The organism is Arthrobacter sp. TMS2-4, assembly GCF_054511075.1.
Genome location: NZ_JBTNDI010000006.1, coordinates 152,121 through 172,037 on the forward strand (window position 1 = coordinate 152,121; position 19,917 = coordinate 172,037).

The window sequence follows — 19,917 nt, forward strand, 5'->3', positions numbered from 1 at the left end:
CCCTAGTCCAGCAGGAGTGCCGGCTCCTCGAGGATGGACGCGACATCGGCCATGAAGCGTGCGCTCAGGTCGCCGTCCACCACGCGGTGGTCGAAGGATCCGCCGAGCGTGGTGATCCAGCGCGGGATCACCTCGCCGTCGAGCACCCAGGGCTTCTGCTTGATCGTGCCGAATGCCACGATCGCCACCTCACCCGGATTGATGATGGGCGTACCGGTGTCGATCCCCAGCGCCCCGATGTTGGTGATCGTCAGCGTCCCGCCCTGCATCTGGGCCGGCTGGGTCCTGCCGGCCCGGGCCGTCGTCGCCAGGTCGTTGAGCGCGAGGGCCAACTCCTTCAGCGAGAGGTCCTGCGCGTCCTTGATGTTCGGGACCATGAGTCCTCGCGGTGTCGCGGCAGCGATTCCGAGGTTCATGAAGTGCTTCACGAGGATCTCGTCCTCGGCCCAGGTCGCGTTGACGGACGGGTTCCGCGCCGCAGCCCAGATGACCGCCTTCGCCAGGATCAGCAGCGGCGAGACCCGGATGCCCTCGAAGTCCCGGGACGCCTTGAGCCGCTTCACGAACTCCATGGTCCGGGAGGCGTCGACATCCACGAAGATGCTCACGTGCGGTGCCGTGAATGCACTCTGCACCATGGCTTTCGCGGTCGCCTTGCGCACGCCCTTGACCGGAATGCGTTCGATGCGGCCGCCCCCGAGGATCTTGCGGTCCGACCAGAAGGAGTCCGCGCCGTCCTGCTCGGCCTCGCGCTGGGACTGATAGCTCATGAGGTCATGCTTGGTGACCTCGCCCGCGGAGCCTGTGGCCGGGACATCCGCGAGATTGATCCCGAGGTCCCGTGCGGCTTTTCGGACCGGCGGCTTCGCGAGGACGCGGGTGATGAGCTGGTTCAGTGGGTTGGTCCGGCCGGGCGCCGCGACGGGCCGGTCCGGGCTCTCCCCGGTCGGTGCGCCGGAGACCGTCGGCGCGGCGGCTGGTGCTACCTCTGGCGCGGGGAGTGTCGTGTGCGCGGCCGGCGTCCTGCGCGGCCGGCGCTTCACGGCGTCGGCCTTCGGTCCGGTTCCTACCAGCGGACCGGGCGTGGGCTCGGGGTCCGCTGCCCCGGGCGCGGTGGTATCGACGCCGTCCTGCTGCACGCCGGCGAGCTCCCCGGGCATCTCGGGCGCGGGGACCGGCCCGTCGTCGGCTACGGCGGACGGGGTCGACGCACTGCCGTCCCCGTCCCCGGCCCGGGTGACGGCGTCGTCGACGGCGAAGATCGGCGTGCCGACCTCGACGGTCTCGCCCTCCGCGACGAGCAGTTCGGACACGGTTCCGGAGAAGGGGGAGGACAGTTCCACGAGCGACTTGGCGGTCTCGATCTCGCAGATGATGTCGTTGACCTCGACCGGCGCCCCGGGAGCCACCTTCCACTGCACGATCTCTGCCTCGGTGAGGCCTTCACCGACGTCGGGCAGGTTGAACGTCTTGAGCGTCATGTTGGTCCTTCAGTACGCGAAGGCACGGTCGAGTGCCTCGAGGATGCGGTCGATGTCCGGCAGGTAGTGCTCCTCCACGCGGGCTACGGGGTAGGGCATGTGGAACCCGCCGACCCGGATGACGGGGGCCTCGAGCGAGAGGAACGCGCGTTCCGAGACCCGGGCCGCGATCTCCCCGCCGATCCCGCCGAACGTCGGCGCCTCGTGGGCGACGATCAGGCGACCGGTGCGGGTCACCGATTCGGTGACGGTGTCGAAGTCGATCGGCGAGATGGAGCGCAGGTCGATCACCTCGACGCTGCGTCCGTCCTCCTCCGCCGCCGCCGCTGCGGCGAGGGCGACCGGTACCAGCGGTCCGTAGGCGACGACGGTCGCGTCCGTGCCCGTGCGCAGGACATGGGCGGAGAACGGGTCACCGGCAGGCGCCGAGGTGTCCACCTCGCCCTTGAGCCAGTAGCGGCGTTTCGGCTCGAACACGATGACAGGGTCCTCGCAGTCGACCGCCTGCTGGATCATCCAGTAGGCGTCCTGCGGGTTGGAGGGCGTGATGATCCGGAGCCCTGCGGTATGCGCGAAGAGAGCCTCCGGCGACTCCGAGTGGTGCTCGACGCTGCCGATACCACCGCCGTAGGGGATCCGGATCACCACGGGAGCACTCAGCATGCCGTCGCTGCGCGTGCGCAGCTTGGCCAGCTGGGTGGTGATCTGGTTGAACCCGGGGAAGACGAAGCCGTCGAACTGGATCTCGCAGACGGGCCGGTAGCCGCGGAGGGCGAGCCCGATCGCGGTGCCGATGATGCCCGATTCGGCGAGCGGGGAGTCGACGACGCGCATCGACCCGAAGTCCCTCTTGAGGCCGTCCGTCACCCGATAGACACCTCCGAGCTCACCGATGTCCTCGCCCATGAGCAGCGTCTTCGGATCGTGCGTGAGGGAGGCGCGGAGCCCCTCGTTGATCGCCTTCGCGATGGTCATCGTCACCATCAGGCATGGTTCCCATCGTCGGCGAACCCGGCTTCGTACTGCTGGAAGAAGCGGAGCTCCTCCTGCACCAGCGGGTGCGGCTCCGCGTACACGGCCGCGAAGCGGCTCTCCAGGTCCGGCACCGTCATGGCCAGCACGGCGTCGCGGAGATCCGCGGCCATGGCCCGGGCCTCGGCGGTGAGCTCCTCGAAGAACGCATCGTCGGCCAGGCCCTGCGAGCGCAGGTGGGCCTCCAGGCGGACCAGCGGATCGCGCGGCTGCCACTCCTGCTCGTCGCCGGACAGCCGGTACTTCGTGGGGTCGTCAGCCGTCGTGTGCGCGCTCATCCGGTAGGTGTAGGCCTCGATGAGGACGGGACCCTTCCCGGACCTGGCGTGATCGAGGGCCCAGCGTGTGACGGCTTCCACGGCGACGACGTCGTTGCCGTCCACGCGGACGCCCGGGAATCCGTATCCCTCGGCGCGCCGCGCGAGGGGCACCCTCGTCTGGACGGCCGCGGGGACGGAGATGGCCCACTGGTTGTTCTGGCAGAAGAACACCACGGGCGCATCGAAGGAAGCCGCGAACACCATGGACTCGTGGATGTCTCCCTCGGAGCTTGCGCCGTCCCCGAAGTAGGCGACGGAGGCGGCTTTCGGAAGCGAGGGATCGGCGAGCTGGTCCCGCTGGATGCCCATCGCGTATCCGACGGCGTGCAGGGACTGCGCCGCGAGGACGAGCGTGTAGAGGTGGAAGCTCCGCTTGCGCGGATCCCACCCGCCGTTCGTCACGCCCCGGAAGAGGCGGAGGATCTCCGCCGGCTCGACGCCCCGGGTCAGGGCGACACCGTGCTCCCGGTAGGTGGGAAAGGCGTAGTCCTGGGGCTGCAGGGCGCGTCCGGAGCCGATCTGCGCGGCTTCCTGGCCCGTCAGGGGCACCCAGAGCGCCAGCTGCCCCTGACGCTGCAGGGCGGTGGACTCCTGGTCGAAGCGCCGGACCAGGAACATCTCCCGGTAGAGCGATCGCAGGTGGGCGGGATCCGCGGCGAGGTAGGGCGCGAGGTCGACGGCCTCGCCGGCGATCTCCGCCGTCAGGCCGCCGGCCATCGTCCCGTCAGGGGCGAGGACCTGCAGCATGTCCACCGCGGCCTCCTGCCCGTCGCCGGTCGCGGAGTGGGCGGCGCGCAGGACCTCCTCGACCTCGAACTCCGCTGCAGGCACACGACTGCCGCTCATACTCGCTCCTCACATGACGCACTACATTCCATCAAGGGAATGTTTTTCGTAAGTCATACACGGGAAAACATATGATCCCGGCACACCGTGATCAAGACTAGTCAGGGCGGGCCGAAGGGCCTATTTTGTGTCTGCCCCGCGCAGTCAGGGTCGATGTGTGTATTCGCGGCACAACTCGAGGAACCGGGTGTTGGCTGCCTCCTCGCCGATCGAGACACGGACACCCTCCGAGCCGAAGGCCCGCACGGACAGGGCCCGCTCCCCCGCCTTCGCCGCGAAGTCCTGGGCGTGATCACCGAGCGCCAGCCAGACGAAGTTGCCCTCGGCCTCCGGGATGCGCCAGCCCAGCTCACGCAGCCCCTCGACGACGCGGGTCCGCTCGTCGACGATCGACTGGACGCGGGCCTCGACCTCCCCGATGTGGTGCAGCGACGTCACCGCCGCGTGCTCGGCGATCTGCGAGACGGCGAACGGGACGGCACTGACGCGCAGGTGCTCGGTGAGGACCTGCTGGGAGACCGAATAGCCCACGCGGAGGCCGGCGAGGCCGTGGGCCTTGGAGAAGGTTCGCAGCACGATCACGTTCTCGTGGTCACGGTACAGCTCGATGCCGTCGACCGCGTCCGGACGCCGCACGAACTCCTGGTACGCCTCGTCGATGACCACCACCACGTGCGGCGGCACCTTCGCCAGGAAGCCCGTCACCTCGTCCCTCGTGAGGATGGGCCCGGTGGGGTTGTTGGGTGTACACAGCATGACGACGCGCGTGCGGTCGGTGACGGCGGCTGCCATGGCGTCCAGGTCGTGGGTGCCGTCCTCCCGCACCGGTACCTGCACGCCCGCAGCCCCCGCAAGGCCCACGCAGATCGGATAGGCCTCGAAGGAGCGCCACGCGTAGATCACCTCGTCGGGTGCGTCGAAGTCGTTCTGTCCCGCGAAGGTCGCCAGGACCTGGTTCAGGGCGCCGAGGCTGCCCGCACCCGTGACGATGTCCGTGGCGGGAACCCCGAGATAGCCCGCGAGTTCGGTCCGCAGCGCCGTCGTCATCGGATCGGGGTACCGGTTGATCGAGGTCTCGGAGGCGATCGCGGCGAGGACCGCGGGAAGGGGCGGCAGCGGATTCTCGTTCGAGGACAGCTTGAAGCTCTCCAGCCCCTCGACCACAGCGGGCGGCTTCCCGGCCGCGTAGCGCGGAAGTCTCCCGAGGACTCCGCGCGGGCGGATCCCGGCTGCCTCGGGTGCTGCGGCCGCAGGGCCTGACGGTGGTGCAGGACGGTCCTCGATCGAAGTCATGGCCATAGCCTAGACCGGCTGTCGGTCTCCCGGCGCGTGCTCCCGGACGGTGGAGTGCCGCCGGCGGGCGGTCGACGGGTGGCCGCGAAGGAGTAGCGGCGTGCCGTGCCGCCGGCTCCGGCGGTGGCCAGCAGTGCGGATGCGGGCGCGAGCGACGGTGCGTCGCCCGCGTCGACGAGACGGGCGCCCAGCGCATAGCTCCCCAGTTTGTGGGCGGGACCGAGGCCCCACGGTTCGGTGGAGCCGTCGCTCCGCACACCCAGCTCCGGCACCGGGGTGGCCAGGGTGACGGTGGTCCGATGGCGGCCGTCGCTGTTCGGTGCGGAGTCGAGGCCCGGGACGATGTCCGCCAGGTGTTCCAGGTGAAGGTACTCCGTCGCGCCGGTCCCGGACCATCCCGTGGGCGAGCCCACGGTCACGACCAGGCGGATGTCGTAGCGGTCGCCCACACCGTCCGACTCCGCGAGATTGACCGCGTGCAGGCCGCCCTGGCTGTAGCCCGAGACCACGAGGGCGTCCCCCGTCCGCGCGCCGGCCCGTTCGAGGGCCTGCAGGACGGCCTCCTCGGTGAAGCGGCTGTCCTCCGCCAGGGCTTCGGCGATGCCCGCCGCGTCGAAGGGATTGCTCCCCGCCCGACCAGCGGGGCTCGCCGCCTGCGTGCCGGGCAGGACGACGACGTAGACCGGGTCCTCCTCCGTCCCTGACCTCAGCACCTCGAAGGTCCCGGGCTCGTCCCCTTCCACTGCGGCCAGCCGTTCCAGCACGCCGCTGACAGTGCCGTCGAACCGCACGGCCGCTCCCGCCTCGACAGCCTTCAGGTCGACAGGGCCGACGGCCAGGACACCGGAGTCGAGCGCCACCTGCGCGAGGTTCCGGGCCGCGCCCTCGGACGCCCGGCGCGCGGCTTCGGTCGCGGCGAGCGCGACGTCGTCGGCCAGGCGGTAGGCGAAGAGGCCGGCGCGGAGCCGCGCCTCCGTGGCAGCGAGCGCGCGGGCGTTCGCCAGACAAGCACTCCAGGCCGTGTGGAGCTGCTCCCGGGCTGCCTGGTACGGGGATCCGGCCACGCCGCCGGGAAGGTGGAGGTGCAGCATCCGCCACGGGAGTTCACTGACGTCGCGGTTCAGGAACGCGAGGCCGACGGCGACATCCTCCGTGTCCGCGGCGAGCAGCGCCAGCACGCGGGCGGCGTCCTCCAGCTCCTCCCACTGGAAGCGGATCCCACCGACGCCGCCGCGGACGACCATCCGACCGTCGTCGCCCAGGACGGGGCGCAGCCCGTCCGTCACAGCCCCGTCCGTCACTGCCCCGTCCGTCACAGCCCCGCCCCGCGCTGCCATTCCTCGGCGTCGCGCACCAGGCTGGCCAGGACCCCCAGTTCGCGGGCGGCATCCTCGAGCAGGTCCACGGTGCGGCCCAGTTCCTCGCAGCGTTCCGCGAGGTAGGCACGGAAGTTGGTGCCCGCGGGTGATTCCCAGGAGAGCAGGCCCACCGACAGGGCGTGCCTGCGGACATCTCCCAGCTGCCCCGCATGCCGGCCGAGACGGGCGGCCATCGCGGATATCTCGGCACCCACGACCACCCCCGCCCCGGATGACGCTTCGCGATGCATCCCGCCAGCCATTCCACTCCCCTTCCCTGTTCGTCCGTCAACGCTAGGAGCGCGAGAAAGCCGTCCGGGCCGCGGGGCCGGTATGTGGACAGGAAGCGAAAGTGACACCCGCCGTCGACGCCGTGAAAGGATGGAGGAATGGCTGACTCCGCGCTCCCCCGGGTTGAATTCGCTGCTCTGTCCCGAGGGGAGCGGGCTTCCCTGACGCTCGGCCCGCTCGACGGCCGGTATCGCGAGGCCGTCGCCCCACTCGTCGACTTCCTCTCGGAGCCGGCGCTCAACCGGGACCGCGTCCACGTCGAGGTCGAATGGCTGATCCACCTGACACGGCACGCCGTCCTGCCCGGGACGAACCCCCTCGACGCCGACCAGGAGGCACGGCTGCGCGAGATCGTCACGTCCTTCGACGCGGAGTCCGTGGCGGAGCTCGGCGAGATCGAGGCCGTCACCGTGCACGACGTCAAGGCGGTGGAGTACTTCATCGGGCGGCGGCTCGACGGGATCGGGATCGGCCACCTGAAGCCCCTGGTCCACTTCGGCTGCACGTCGGAGGACATCAACAATCTCTCCTACGCCCTCTGCGTGAAGGGCGCCGTCCTGGAGGTCTGGCTGCCGGCCGCGCGGGCGCTCGTCGCGTCGATCGCGGAGCTGGCACGCACCGCACGGGACACCCCCATGCTCTCGCGCACGCACGGCCAGCCCGCCACCCCCACCACGCTGGGGAAGGAGATGGCCGTCGTCGCGCACCGCCTGACGCGGCAGCTCGACCGCATCACGGCCACGGAGTTCCTCGGGAAGATCAACGGGGCCACCGGCACGTACGCCGCGCACTACGCGTCCGCCCCGCAGGCGGACTGGCAGCACGTCGCGCGGTCCTTCGTGGAGGGCCTCGGCCTGACCTGGAACCCCCTCACCACCCAGATCGAATCGCACGACTGGCAGGCGGAGCTGTACTCCGACGTCGCCCGCTTCAACCGGATCCTCCACAACTTCTGCACGGACGTGTGGAGCTACATCTCCATCGGCTACTTCGCCCAGATCCCGGTGGCGGGCGCCACCGGGTCCTCGACCATGCCGCACAAGGTCAATCCGATCCGCTTCGAGAACGCGGAAGCCAACCTGGAGATCTCCTCCGGCCTGCTCGACGTCCTGGCATCGACGCTCGTGACCTCCCGTTGGCAGCGCGACCTGACGGACTCGTCGAGCCAGCGCAACATCGGCGTCGCCCTCGGGCACTCCCTGCTGGCCATCTCGAACGTCGCGAAGGGCCTCGCCCGGCTCGACGTCGCCGAGGAGGTCCTCGCGGCGGACCTCGACGGCAACTGGGAGGTCCTCGGGGAGGCCGTGCAGATGGTCATGCGCGCCGAGGCCATCGCCGGCGTGCCCGGCCTCGACGACCCGTACGAGCGGCTCAAGGACCTGACCCGCGGGCAACGCGTGGACGCCGGCCGCATGCGCGAGTTCGTCAGTGGCCTCGGGCTCAGCGCGGAGGCCGAGCAGCGGCTCCTCGCCCTGACCCCCGCCCGCTACACGGGGATCGCCGCGGACCTCGTGGACCACCTGCGCTGACCGGACACCGGCGTAGCGCCGGGCAGCAGCCGCCTCGCACGTGCCGCATCGGAAGGTCTCATGCCTCGAACACCCGCACCACCGTCGTCCCCCGCCCTGATCGGGGCCAGCCGCTCCTATCTCCACGTCATGAGTTTCAACATCCGGTACGACCGCCCGGCCACGCGGCCCGACGAGGTGGACTACTGGCCGGACCGCATTGCTCCCCTGCAGGACCTGCTGCGCCGGGAGGTCCCGGCCGTTCTCGGGGTCCAGGAGGCCCTTCATCACCAGCTGCAGGTGATCCAGGCGGCCCTGCCGCCGAGCTACCGCATGATCGGGGCCGGAAGGGACGGTGGGAGCCGTGGCGAGTACGCCGCCATCTTCTACGACGCGGAGCGGCTGCGGCTCATCGAATGGGACCAGTTCTGGCTCTCGGACAGCCCGAAACTCATCGGTTCGTCCACCTGGGGCAACGGCGTCACGCGCATCGTGACATGGGGCCGTTTCCACGACAGCGGATCCGACCGGGAGATCCTGCTCGTGAACACGCATTTCGACCACGAGTCCGAGCACGCGCGGATGCGCAGCGTCGCTGCGGTGCTCGACCTCGTGAGGTTCTTCCGCCCGGGACTGCCCACCATCGTGATGGGTGACTTCAACTCCGACGCCGGATCGTCCGCGTACCGGAGCTTCCTCGACTCGGACGTCCTCGTCGATACCTGGACCCGGGCGGACGAGCGCCTCACGCCCGCTTACGGCACCTTTCCCCGCTATGGCCGTCCCGTGGACGGTGGAGCCCGGATCGACTGGATCCTCACCACCCCGGACGTGCTGGTCCGCCAGGTGGCGGTGAACACGTCCACCCTGGACGGCAGGTACCCCAGCGACCACGCGGCCGTCCAGGCCCTCGTCGATCTCCCGCGCCGCCGGCACGAGCAAGGCGACGCCCACCCGGCCCGTTAGGCCCCGGTCCCGCAGCCCCGCGGGCCGGACGCCCTTGACGCTCCGTCCGCGTCGCCGGACGCTGTGATGATGGAATGGATCGCTGCCGTCCTCACCGCAGAGGACTACGAGGTCGGGCGGCAGATCGCGCAGCGCGGCGTCGCGGCCGTCTACCTCGTCGCGTTCCTGTCCGCCGTCGCCCAGTTCCCCGCCCTCCTCGGTGAGAGGGGCCTTCTTCCGGTCCACGCGTTCCTTGCACGGGCCGGCCGGCGCGCCGGCCCGTCACTCTTCCACCGTGGCTACTCCGACCGCCGGTTGCGCGTCGTCGCGTGGACGGGCGTGGCACTCTCCGCGCTGCTCGTGCTCGGCGTCCCGCAGGCCGGACCGCCGTGGGTGCCCCTGAGCGCGTTCCTCCTCGTCTGGTGGCTGTACCTGTCCATCGTGAACGTGGGTCAGGCGTTCTACGGGTTCGGCTGGGAGAGCCTCCTGCTGGAGGCGGGCTTCATCGTCGCGTTCCTCGGGTCGACGGAGATCGCGCCACCGTTCCTGGTGCTGCTGATGATTCGGTGGCTCGTCTTCCGGCTCGAATTCGGGGCCGGGATGATCAAGATGCGCGGCGACCGCTCCTGGCGGGACCTGACCGCCCTGTACTACCACCACGAGACCCAGCCCATGCCGAACCCGGCCAGCCGGTTCTTCCACCTGCTGCCGAAGCCGCTGCACCGCATGGAGGTGGCGGGCAACCACGTCACACAGCTGGCCGTCCCGTTCCTGCTCTTCACACCGCAGCCGGTGGCGGGCTTCGCCGCGCTGGTCATCATCGTCACCCAGGCCTGGCTGGTGCTCTCCGGCAACTTCGCCTGGCTCAACATCCTGACGATCATCCTGGTCTTCTCCGCGGTACCCAATTCCTTCTACGCGGCAGCGCTCCCGGCGCTCGACCTGTCCGACACCTACCGGGCGACGCCCTTGTACATGAGCGTCGTCGTCACCCTCGCGATGCTGGGCCTCGCCTGTCTGAGCTGGCCGGCGCTGCTGAACCTGTTCGCGCGCCGGCAGCTCATGAACGCGAGCTTCAACCGGTGGCACCTCGGCAACGCCTACGGGGCGTTCGGGAGCGTGACGAAGGTGCGGTACGAGGTGGTCGTGGAGGGGACGCTCGACGCGGTGGGCCCCGGCGCGCGCTGGCGCGAGTACGAGTTCAGGGGCAAACCCGGAGACCCGGCGCGGATGCCGCGCCAGTTCGCCCCCTACCACCTGCGGCTGGACTGGATGATGTGGTTCCTCGCCCTGGGGTCGGAGCGTGGTTGGTTCACACCCTTCCTGATCAAGCTCCTGCAGGCGGACCCGCTGATCCTGAAGCTGCTCCGCACAGACCCCTTCGACGGCGAACCGCCCCGCTACGTGCGTGCCCGGATCTTCATCTACCGCTTCTCCACCCGGGAGGAGAAGCGGGCCACCGGGCTGTGGTGGATCCGCGAACCACAGGGCGTCCTGGTCCACCCGGCCTCACTGCGCGCCGACATCTCCTGAACCCGGGCCGTCATGTCATCGACCGGCTGTTCTCCCAGGCCCGCTGTGCAGCCCGAAGCTGCTTCGGTTGCCCCTCTTCCTCGCCTGTCCTCGTCAGGGATGTGAAGCCCTGTCCGGCTCATCTCAGGCGACGTTGGCCCACGCCTCCCCGGAGGGCCTTGCGGTTTCGACCTCCCGTGCCGCGCTGATGACGATGACGTCGAGTTCCGGGGCCGCTGAGCGCCGGTGACATCTCCGGGCTGTGGAGTTAGCCCATCGCCGTCGGCACCTACGTCATCATCCTGCTCATCCTGGTGTGGCCCCCGATCGCCAGACTGTGGAGGCGGTCGCACCCTCAGCAATGGGATCAGCTTCGAGCTGGTCCAGCCCCTGCGCGGTCACGACGCGGCAGAGGAAGTCCTGACGGCCGCCGAGGAACAACGGGCGGACCTCATCGTCATCGGACTGCGGAAACGCACTCCCGTGGGCAAGATGATCATGGGAAGCACGGCCCAGCGCATCCTCCTCCAGGCGACGTGTGATGTGCTGGCCGTCAAAGTCCGACAGGACTGAGTGCGACAGGACGAACTGCGTCAACCCTCCGGATCGAGCGAAGGAACCAAACATGGACTTCACAACAGCAGACCTCGTCGACGACCATGCTGATGCCGTCGACAGCTGCGACCTTCAGATGCGCCAGATGGGCGGCAAACGCCGGTTCGCGGGACCGATCCGGACGATTCGGTGCGAGCGTGACAACGGACTCGTCAAACAGACACTCGCCGGACCGGGCAACGGTTGTGTCTTGGTGATCGATGGCAATGGCTCGCTGAGTAGTGCCCTCGTCGGTGACCTCATTGCCGGCAGTGCCGTCAGCAACGGCTGGGCAGGCCTGGTGGTCAACGGAGTCGTTCGCGATTCGGAAGCACTGGCAGGGCTGGAACTCGGCATCAAGGCCCTGGGTACCAACCCCCGCAAGAGCTCGAAGGATGGGGTGGGCGAGGTCGATGTGGACGTCAGCTTCGGCGGTGTGACCTTCTCCCCCGGGCACACGCTGTGGAGCGATGATGACGGAATCCTCGTGGGAGCGCCCGGGCTTGCCTCCTGACCGGACAGCGAAGACTCCACGCACGAACTGCTCCATCGGCCAACCGGCACAGACGTCACCGACATGCCCATGCGCCACGAGGAGGAACACCCATGGCCCTGCGCCTCGCGATCCTTGACGACTACCAATCGGTCGCCGGGTGGTTCGCCCCCTGGCACGAGCTGGTCGACCACGGGGTAGAAGTCACCAACTACTCGCAGCACTTCGGATCAGATGACGACGTCGTGCAGGAGTTCGCGGGATACGAGATCCTCGTCGTGATGCGGGAACGCACTGCATTCCCGCGTACGGTCCTCGAACGCCTGCCCAACCTGAGACTCCTCGTGACGACCGGCATGGCCAACAGTTCCATCGACCTTGCCGCTGCCCACGACCTCGGCATCGAGGTCCGCGGAACAGGCGGATCCGCGGCAGCGGCACCCGAGCTCACGTGGGCGTTGCTCATGGCGCTGCTTCGGAACATCCCGGCCGAGGACCGGAACCTGCGCGCGGGCCGATGGCAGCAGAGCGTGGGACTCGAGCTGTCGGGGAGAACCCTCGGAGTCCTGGGCCTGGGTCGCATCGGACGCATCGTCACCCGGTATGCACCAGCCTTCGAGATGAACGTCGTCGCATGGAGCCCCAATCTCACAGCTGACAGTGCCGAGGCAGCAGGAGCACGGCTGGTCACCAAGGAGGACCTTTTCCGTGAGTCCGATGTGGTGAGCGTGCATGTCCGGCTCTCCGAGCGTTCACGGAACATCATCGGCGCGGAGGAACTTCGCCTTCTCGGACCGGACGGCTACCTCATCAACACCGCACGGGGGCCCCTCGTGGACGAGGAAGCCCTTCTCGACGCGCTCGAAACCGGTCGGATTGCCGGAGCAGGTCTTGACGTGTTCAACGAGGAACCGCTTCCGCCCGACAACAGGTGGGCGACGTCGCCCCGCACGGTCCTCACCCCTCACCTCGGGTACGGCACCAAGGAGAGCTACGAGAGGTACTACCGGGAAGCGTTCGAGGACATCCGTGCCTGGTTGCAGGGGACTCCTCTGAGGGTCCTCTGACGACGCCTCGACCGGCGATACCGCCGGGATGCTGCACGGCGCGGCAGGATGTCGGCCCACTCGGTCTCACTGCGCGCCGACATCTCCTGACGCTGCGGCCGGTGCCTCGTCGCCGCCCCCGAGCAGGATGAGCCGTTTCCCGTGCGCGTCCCACCGGCGGACGGCGCCGGCGCGGAGACGTTCGGGAGCGCGGTCCCGCAGGATGCCGAGGGCGGCGGCCAGCTGGTCGGCCGTCAGTCCATGCCCGAGGGTGATGTGCGGGGTCCAGGTCCCGGGGACGGTCGTGGGCACCGGCTCGTCGACGCCGTCCAGGGCGGTCCAGATCCGGTGGTGCAGGGCGGTCAGGTCGTCGGCGGCGACGACCTGCCGGGCGAGTACGTACTTCCGCCGGGTCGGGAAGACGAGGAACCCGGCGGTGGCTAGATCGGTGGGGCCGTCCTGCGCGGCGTCCGCGAGGAGGGCGTCGTAGCGGTCGTCGATCCGCCCGGCCGCCGCGAGGGTGACGTGCGGGCTGTTGCTGAAGGACTGGTGGCGCGACTGGTTCGGAAGCCCCGCGGCCTCGAGCACGGCCCAGTCCTCGAGCAGGACGAGTTCCGAGGGCGGGTCCAGCAGGAGTTCGACGCTATCGGCCATGCCGCACCGGTCCTCCTCCACGTCCCGCCCGTCGGTCTCCCTGCCGCACCGGGGTCAGCGACGCTTCCGTCGGAAGTCCCCGACCCCGGCGGAACCGTCCACCTCCGTGACTCCCGTCCGGGGGTTGCGCTGCGGACGCTGGTAGGCGAGTTCGCCGCCGCTGCGGCCGCCGAACGGCCGTCCGTGGTCGGCGTACTCCTCCCGGAAGAACGCGAGCGCCCACCCCCCGAACTGGATGCGGGCACCCGTCCGAAGGATGGACGGTTCCCGGGCGTTGACGCTGCCCGTGATGACGCCGTGCGGCACCAGCAGGTACTCGTCGTCCTCCGTGTGGAGCACCTCGGCGTGCAGGTCGTCGAGGCCGGTGAGCCTGAGCATCGCGTCCTCGCCGCTGCCGATCGTGGTGCGTTCGGCGACCAGCTCGAACTCGCGCGGCACCTGACCGGACCACGTCGACGAGTTCTGCACGAAGATGAGGCGCGGGCGCCCCGACCCCCGCTCGTAATGGGTCGTCGTGATGGTGCGGCGGATCCGTCGGTTCACCGTCGGGACGAGCGGGAACGGCGTGGACGGGGGGATGAGCGATGGCGCATCGCCCTTCTCGAGGACGCGACGGCCGACCCCGAGCAGGGGCGCGAGCGTACCTGGTGAGCCGAGGCGGATATGGGGAGAGCGCGTGATGAGCCGCTGGGCCAGGGAGGTCTTTACGGCTCCGATGCTCACCAGCAGTCCTTTGGGTCCGGAGACCGAGACCGCGAGGTCGCGCTGCGCCAGCTGCCGGGCGACGTCCCGCACCTGCCCGAGGCTAGGGAGGTTGTCGCCGCGGAAGGAGCCGGGGTTGTCGACGAAGATCTCGACGGTGGAGCCGGCCGCCTTCACGGTGCCGGAAAGCCCTGCTTCAGGCTTCCCGTCGATGGCCGGCTCCCCCAGCGAGAAATCGATGTCAATGTCGAACCTGAGTGCTGAGGCCATGATGCGCGGGGCGCGTCAGCTGGTGTGCGGGTCGGAGCCGCCGGATGCGTTGTCGCTCGTCGTGATCCGCAGGGTTCCGTTGAACTTCCAGGTGGCGCGGGGGGCGTCGGGGCCGATGTCGCGCGGGACCTCGATGGTCATGTCTTCCAGCGTGTAGTTGATCGCGGCGCCGCGCCCGGTCAGGTAGGCCCACATCTCTTCCGCGAGGTCCGTCCAGTCGCGGATGGTGTGTGATTCGCCCGCATTGACGCCTGAGGTGTTTTCGGTCATGTCGATTCCTTCGTCGGTAATTCAACAATGACAGACGTCCTCTAACTCCGTCTGACGTGATACCGCCCACCCTAGCCGAGCGTCCGGCCGTGCGGAACCCGCCCGCGGTGGGGTGGGTTCCGCACGGCGGTTCACCAGCGTGGGTGCACGGCAGCCCGGAACCGGCGGTCGTAGATGTCAGCCACGGCGTCGTTCATCCCGGCGCCGACATCCTTGTGCCCCGCCGCGGCCGCATTGGCCCTGGCCTGCTCCGGGTTGCGGGCCCCGGGGATCACGGTGCTGACTCCTTCCTGGGCGACGATCCAGGCGAGGGCCGCCTGGGCCGTCGTCACGCCGTCGGGCACCAGGTCCGCGAATTCGCGGGCGGCCTCGACGCCGGTCGCGTAGTCGACGCCCGAGAAGGTCTCCCCGACGTCGAACGCGGCGCCGTCGCGGTTGTAGGTGCGGTGATCGTCGTCGGCGAAGGCGGTGTCCGTCGTGTACTTGCCGGACAGGAGGCCGGAGGCCAGCGGGACGCGTGCGATGATCCCGACACCGGCGGCCTGTGCAGCGGGCAGGACCTCGTCGAGCGGCTTGAGGCGGAACGCGTTCAGGATGATCTGCACGCTGGCCGTGGTGCCGCGCGCGATGGCCGCGAGCGCCTCGTCGGTACGCTCCACGCTGACGCCGTAGTTCCTGATGGCGCCCTCGTCGACGAGGGTGTCGAGGGCGTCGTAGACCTCGTCGGAGCTGTAGACGGCGGTCGGCGGGCAGTGGAGCTGGACGAGGTCCAGGGCGTCGACGCCGAGGTTGGTCCGCGACCGGTCGATCCACTGGCGGAAGTTGGCCAGCGTGTAGTTCTCGGGGGTCTGCTCGACGCGGCGGCCCATCTTCGTACCGACGAGGACGTCGAGGTCGGGGTTGTTCCTGAGGAAGGACCCGATGGTCGATTCGCTCCGTCCGTCGCCGTAGACGTCCGCGGTGTCGAAGAAGGTCACGCCGGCTTCGACCGCCGCCTCGAGGACGGCGACGGCGTCCTTGTCCTCCACCTCGCCCCAGTCCGCGCCGAGCTGCCAGGTGCCGAGACCGACGACGGAGACGGGGCGGCCGGTTCTTCCAAGAGTTCTCTGTTCCATGCTTCCGACTATAGGCCGGGCAGCGTAGCCTCCTGCGCCTGCATGGCCGGTGACGGGCCGACCGGGTCCGGCCTGACCGTCACCGTCCCCTCGCCGGGAAGCCACCGCGCCGCCTCGAGATGGAGGGCCGCCCGCCGCTCGGCGTCCATGCGGTCGAGGAGCACGACGCTCATCCGGGATCGGGGATTGCGGGCGAACAGCTCGCGGTGGTCGCCCACGAACTCCCAGTAGAGTGCGTCCCAGCTGAACCGCCAGGGACCGTCCTTGAAGTCGCTCATCTTCTTGATGTAGTTGCTGCCGCTGACGTACGGCTTGGTGGTGATCATTGTCCCGGCCGCGAACTGGCTCATGGCGTACACATTGGGCACCATCACCCAGTCGTAGGCGTCGATGAACATCTCCATGAACCACTCGTAGACGGCGTCCGGCTTCGCCCGCATGAGTAGGGTCGCGTTGCCCAGCACCATGAGCCGCTCGATGTGGTGGGCGTAGGCGGTATCGAGCACGCGGGTGATGACGGAGTCCACGGGTGCGAGGCCCGTCCCGCCGGTCCACCAGCCGGCGTCGAGGTCCGCCGTGAACCCGAGGGTGTTCCCCGTCCGCATCTCCCGCCCACGGATCACGTAGGACGCCCGGATGTATTCGCGCCAGCCGATGACCTGGCGGATGAATCCCTCGACGCTGGCGATGGGTGTGTCGTGGCGCTCGGCGAAGTCCAGGGCGAGGTCCACGACGTCGGCGGGACTGAGGAGCCCGGTGTTCATGCTGGAGCTCAGGGCTGAGTGGAAGAGGTACGTCTGGCCCTCCGCGATGGCGTCCTCGTACGGTCCGAACAGCTCGAAGCGCTCGGTGAGGAACGCCTCGAGGGCGTCGGAGGCCTGCCGGTGGGTGACGGGCCAGTTGAAGGACTCCGCGGTGCCCGGGTTGTCCGGGAACGCGCCCTGCACCCAGCCGATCGCCTCCTCGACCTCCGGCTGCCGGTCGAACCCCGGAAGGTCCGGGAGCTCGATCTCCTTCGGCAACTTCTTGCGGTTGTCGGCGTCGAAACTCCACCTCCCGCCCGTCGGGGAGCCGTCGGCCTCCACCATGATCCCGAGCCGCTTGCGCTGCCACTCGTAGAAGGTCTGCATTCGCCAACTGTGCGAGGAGAAGTAGGTGCCGAGGACGTCACGCGAGGTGAGGAACTGCGGGGTCTCGAGGACGCGCCCCGCCACGCCGGCGTCCGCAAGGGTCCGTGTGAGCCGCCGGTCCAGCCAGTCGTCGACGACGTCGTAGTAGCTCACGTGCGTGGCACCCCGGTCCGCGAGCACGGCCGCCAGCCTCTGCTGGCTGGTGTCCTCCGCGGAGGTCTCCACATAGTCGACGGCATAGCCCGCGTCCCGGATCCGCCGTGCGAAGACGGTCATGGACGCGCGGTGCAGGACGAGCTTCTGCTGGTGGAACCGCAGGCTGCGGAACATCAGGTCGTCCTCGAGGACGACGAAGCGGGTGTCCGGGGACGCCTCGAGATGTTCCTCGAACAGCTGATGCGGAAGGACGAGCTGGACGTGCACGGAGGTGCCTTCCTGCGGGGGGACGGTCGTCGGCCAACCCTAGCGCCCGCCGCCCACAGGCCCCGGAGGCTTGACCGCGACCGGGCTTGGTGGTTCGGTGGGGACCACCGACCGGCTCCCGAAGGACCTCCATGAGATCGCTCTGGCTCGACACCGCCCCGCACATCCCGGCCGACACCCTGCCGGCCGGCGCCGCCTACGATTCCGTCGTGGTCGGGGCCGGACTGACCGGGCTGACGACGGGGCTCCTGCTGGCCCGGGCCGGCCACCGCGTGGCTGTCCTCGAGGCACGGACCACCGGAGCGGTGACCACGGGCAACACCACGGCGAAGCTCTCGCTGCTGCAGGGGACGACCATGTCGGCGATCCTGAAACATCATGACGCCGAACTCGCCCGGGCCTACGTCCTCGGGAACCGCGAGGGACAGAGCTGGCTGCTGCGCTTCTGCGACGAGAACGGCATCGGGTACCAGACCCGGGACGCCGTCGAGTACGCCACCACCGACACCGGCGCGCGGAAACTCACCGCCGAGCACGAGGCGTGCGTCGCTGCAGGACTCGCCACCGAGCTCGGCAGCGCTGCCACCCTCCCCTTCCCGGTCCGGAAGACGCTGCGCCTGAAGGACCAGGCCCAGTTCCATCCGCTCGAGGTGCTGGCCGGGCTGGCCGCCGAGTTCAGGCGCCACGGCGGCACGCTGGTCGAGGGCGTCCGGGTGCAGGGCGTCGCGAAGGCCCGCGAGGGGGCGGACGGCGTGGAGCTCAGGACCGGGACCGGCCCGGTGACGGCGTCGAACGTCGTCCTCGCCACGGGCATCCCCATCCTCGACCGCGGCGGCTACTTCGCCGTGCTGCAGCCCATGCGCTCGTACTGCGTGGCACTGACCGTGGAGGACGACGTCCCGGAGGACATGTACCTCAGCGCGGACTCCCCCACGCGGTCGCTGCGCACCGCCGTCGTCGACGGTACCCGGTACCTGATCGTCGGCGGCAACGGCCACAAGGTGGGGCACAGCTCCAACACGCAGTCCAGGGTGGACGGCCTCACGCGGTGGGCGCAGGAGTACTTCCCGACGGCGCGCCCTGCGTACGCCTGGTCGGCCCAGGACTACGCACCCGCTGCCGCCGTCCCCTACGTGGGCAAGGTGCCCGCCGGCGGCGGCCACATCTACGCGGCCACCGGCTACAACAAGTGGGGCATGACGAACGCGGTCGCGGCGTCGCTGGCCCTCGCGAGCGAGATCCTCGGCGGCAACATGCCCTGGGCCGACACGCTGTACCGGACCAGGGTCAGCCCTTCCGACGCGCTCCAGGCCGCGCAGGCGAACGCCGCCGTCGGCATGGAGATGGTCACCGGCTGGCTGGGCGGCCTCGCACGATCCTCGTCCTCCACACCGGGAGAGGGCGAGGGGCGCGTGATCCGCGAAGGCGCGCGCCCCATCGGGGTGTGCACGGTGGACGGCGTGCAGCACCGCGTATCGGCCGTATGCCCCCACCTGAAGGGGATTCTCTCCTGGAACGACGCCGAACGGTCCTGGGACTGTCCGCTGCACGGATCACGCTTCACCGCGGACGGGACGCTGCTCGAGGGGCCGGCGACGTCGGACCTCGCGGACACGCGGCGCTAGGAGGGCGCCGCCGGATCAGCGCGGCGCATCCCGCGACGCCAGGTCCTTCAGGAGGTCACGCATCTCCGTGAGGAGGGCGGTGTCGACCGGGATCGGCACCTCCTCGGGATCCTCCGGTGCGGCGAGCGCACTCAACCGTGCTCGGGCCCGGTTCATGGGCACGACGAACACGAAGTAGACCACGGCGGCCGTGATGAGGAAGGTGACCACGGCCGTGAGCACGGCACCCACGTCGACGAAGGTGGCATCGTTGCCCGGCCGGATCGGGAAACCGAGACCGGCCGCGTCGATCCCGCCGGCGGAGGCGATGACCGGGTTGATGATGTTCGCCGTGAAGGCGCTGACGAGGGCCGTGAACGCACTGCCGATGACGACGGCGATCGCCAGCTCGATCACGTTGCCGCGCAGCACGAAATCCCTGAAACCCTTGATCATCGTGTTGTCTCCTCGCTGAGTGCCTCCGTGCCGCCCCGGCCGACGATGACATCCACGACGCGGAGGAGCTCGTCGATCTCCGCGCCGGTGGTACGGCCGGACCCGGCCGAGGCGAAGAACGCGGCGTCGTAGTAGAGGCCGTCGCCGAGAAGCTTGACGGCGTGGGCCGTCGTGCGGTCGCCGAGTTGGGCGGCGAGCGCGTCGAGCCATCGCTCCTGGATCTCCGCGAGGGAGGCCTTCGCCGTTGGATGCCCCTGCTGGGCCAGGCGCGCCATGGACACCAGCGCCCGATCGAGCGGGCTGTCCTCGAAGACGGATGTCCGCACGTAGTAGCGGGCCGCCCCGTCCGGCGCCGCCGTCATCGTCTCGCGGTCCTTCTCGGCGAGGCCGCGGAGGCGGTCGGCCAGGCCGTCGACGAGCGCCTCCTTGGAGGGGAAGTGATAGAGCAGTCCGCCCTTGGAGACGTCGGCGGCCGCGGCCACCGCTTCCATGGTGGCGGCCCTCTCGCCGTCGCGGATCAGGGCCTTCTCGAAGCTGTCGAGGATGCGCTCGCGGGAACTGGACACTCCCTGAT

The 19,917-nt window shown here is 69.6% G+C and carries 19 protein-coding genes and 1 pseudogene; 7 read left to right on the plus strand and 13 right to left on the minus strand.

Annotated features, from left to right (window positions below; translation table 11 throughout):
* Window positions 1-2 precede the first annotated feature (2 nt).
* The 6 genes from ACX80F_RS10090 to ACX80F_RS10115 form a co-directional block, all read right to left on the minus strand.
* Complete coding sequence (locus ACX80F_RS10090) at window positions 3-1,481, minus strand: dihydrolipoamide acetyltransferase family protein (RefSeq protein ID WP_459336253.1); 1,479 nt, start codon at window positions 1,479-1,481, stop codon at window positions 3-5.
* A 9-nt stretch (window positions 1,482-1,490) separates the two neighbouring features.
* A complete protein-coding gene (locus ACX80F_RS10095) occupies window positions 1,491-2,465 on the minus strand; it encodes an alpha-ketoacid dehydrogenase subunit beta (RefSeq protein ID WP_459336254.1) in 975 nt (324 codons plus the stop codon).
* Window positions 2,465-3,679, minus strand: coding sequence for a pyruvate dehydrogenase (acetyl-transferring) E1 component subunit alpha (gene pdhA, locus ACX80F_RS10100; protein ID WP_459336255.1), 1,215 nt, complete (start codon window positions 3,677-3,679; stop codon window positions 2,465-2,467). The genes ACX80F_RS10095 and pdhA overlap by 1 nt, the downstream gene beginning before the upstream one ends.
* A gap of 144 nt (window positions 3,680-3,823) precedes the next feature.
* Complete coding sequence (locus tag ACX80F_RS10105) at window positions 3,824-4,972, minus strand: histidinol-phosphate transaminase (protein ID WP_459336256.1); 1,149 nt, start codon at window positions 4,970-4,972, stop codon at window positions 3,824-3,826.
* Window positions 4,969-6,273: a hypothetical protein gene (locus tag ACX80F_RS10110; protein ID WP_459336257.1), complete on the minus strand. Its 1,305-nt coding sequence runs from the start codon at window positions 6,271-6,273 to the stop codon at window positions 4,969-4,971. The genes ACX80F_RS10105 and ACX80F_RS10110 overlap by 4 nt, the downstream gene beginning before the upstream one ends.
* 11 nt (window positions 6,274-6,284) lie before the next feature.
* Window positions 6,285-6,524, minus strand: a complete 240-nt coding sequence (locus ACX80F_RS10115) for a WXG100 family type VII secretion target (RefSeq protein ID WP_459336258.1) — start codon at window positions 6,522-6,524, stop codon at window positions 6,285-6,287.
* A 195-nt stretch (window positions 6,525-6,719) separates the two neighbouring features.
* On the opposite strand from ACX80F_RS10115, the gene purB reads away from it, so the two are divergent.
* The 6 genes and pseudogenes from purB to ACX80F_RS10145 all read left to right on the plus strand — a co-directional run bounded on the left by purB (window position 6,720) and on the right by ACX80F_RS10145 (window position 12,740).
* Window positions 6,720-8,150, plus strand: coding sequence for an adenylosuccinate lyase (gene purB, locus ACX80F_RS10120; RefSeq protein WP_459336259.1), 1,431 nt, complete (start codon window positions 6,720-6,722; stop codon window positions 8,148-8,150).
* A 60-nt stretch (window positions 8,151-8,210) separates the two neighbouring features.
* Window positions 8,211-9,095, plus strand: a complete 885-nt coding sequence (locus tag ACX80F_RS10125) for an endonuclease/exonuclease/phosphatase family protein (protein WP_459336260.1) — start codon at window positions 8,211-8,213, stop codon at window positions 9,093-9,095.
* A 69-nt stretch (window positions 9,096-9,164) separates the two neighbouring features.
* Window positions 9,165-10,607, plus strand: coding sequence for a lipase maturation factor family protein (locus tag ACX80F_RS10130; RefSeq protein WP_459336261.1), 1,443 nt, complete (start codon window positions 9,165-9,167; stop codon window positions 10,605-10,607).
* A gap of 363 nt (window positions 10,608-10,970) precedes the next feature.
* Window positions 10,971-11,159, plus strand: a pseudogene (locus ACX80F_RS10135) (universal stress protein); the annotation flags it as partial.
* A gap of 52 nt (window positions 11,160-11,211) precedes the next feature.
* Window positions 11,212-11,694, plus strand: a complete 483-nt coding sequence (rraA, locus tag ACX80F_RS10140; RefSeq protein ID WP_459336262.1) for a ribonuclease E activity regulator RraA — start codon at window positions 11,212-11,214, stop codon at window positions 11,692-11,694.
* Between the two features lie 92 nt (window positions 11,695-11,786).
* Complete coding sequence (locus ACX80F_RS10145; protein ID WP_459336263.1) at window positions 11,787-12,740, plus strand: D-2-hydroxyacid dehydrogenase family protein; 954 nt, start codon at window positions 11,787-11,789, stop codon at window positions 12,738-12,740.
* Window positions 12,741-12,806: 66 nt separating this feature from the next.
* Here ACX80F_RS10145 and ACX80F_RS10150 read toward each other — a convergent pair whose 3' ends face one another.
* The 5 genes from ACX80F_RS10150 to ACX80F_RS10170 form a co-directional block, all read right to left on the minus strand.
* Window positions 12,807-13,373, minus strand: coding sequence for a 2'-5' RNA ligase family protein (locus ACX80F_RS10150; RefSeq protein WP_459336264.1), 567 nt, complete (start codon window positions 13,371-13,373; stop codon window positions 12,807-12,809).
* Between the two features lie 54 nt (window positions 13,374-13,427).
* Entirely contained in the window at window positions 13,428-14,345 is a 918-nt protein-coding gene (locus ACX80F_RS10155) for an FHA domain-containing protein (protein ID WP_459336265.1), read from the minus strand.
* Window positions 14,346-14,360: 15 nt separating this feature from the next.
* The gene (locus ACX80F_RS10160; protein ID WP_459336266.1) at window positions 14,361-14,615 is read right to left on the minus strand and encodes a hypothetical protein; all 255 of its coding nucleotides are present in this window, start codon (window positions 14,613-14,615) and stop codon (window positions 14,361-14,363) included.
* A 131-nt stretch (window positions 14,616-14,746) separates the two neighbouring features.
* On the minus strand, window positions 14,747-15,730 hold the full coding sequence (locus tag ACX80F_RS10165) for an aldo/keto reductase (protein ID WP_459336267.1): 984 nt from the start codon (window positions 15,728-15,730) through the stop codon (window positions 14,747-14,749).
* 8 nt (window positions 15,731-15,738) lie between these two features.
* Window positions 15,739-17,283, minus strand: a complete 1,545-nt coding sequence (locus ACX80F_RS10170) for a cryptochrome/photolyase family protein (protein WP_459336268.1) — start codon at window positions 17,281-17,283, stop codon at window positions 15,739-15,741.
* 131 nt (window positions 17,284-17,414) lie between these two features.
* Between ACX80F_RS10170 and ACX80F_RS10175 the strand changes: the two genes are divergently transcribed.
* Window positions 17,415-18,908, plus strand: coding sequence for an FAD-dependent oxidoreductase (locus ACX80F_RS10175; RefSeq protein WP_459336269.1), 1,494 nt, complete (start codon window positions 17,415-17,417; stop codon window positions 18,906-18,908).
* A 15-nt stretch (window positions 18,909-18,923) separates the two neighbouring features.
* On the opposite strand, the gene mscL is transcribed toward ACX80F_RS10175, so the two are convergent.
* The gene (mscL, locus tag ACX80F_RS10180; protein WP_459336270.1) at window positions 18,924-19,343 is read right to left on the minus strand and encodes a large conductance mechanosensitive channel protein MscL; all 420 of its coding nucleotides are present in this window, start codon (window positions 19,341-19,343) and stop codon (window positions 18,924-18,926) included.
* On the minus strand, window positions 19,340-19,909 hold the full coding sequence (locus ACX80F_RS10185; protein ID WP_459336271.1) for a TetR/AcrR family transcriptional regulator: 570 nt from the start codon (window positions 19,907-19,909) through the stop codon (window positions 19,340-19,342). The genes mscL and ACX80F_RS10185 overlap by 4 nt, the downstream gene beginning before the upstream one ends.
* Between the last annotated feature and the right edge of the window lie 8 nt (window positions 19,910-19,917).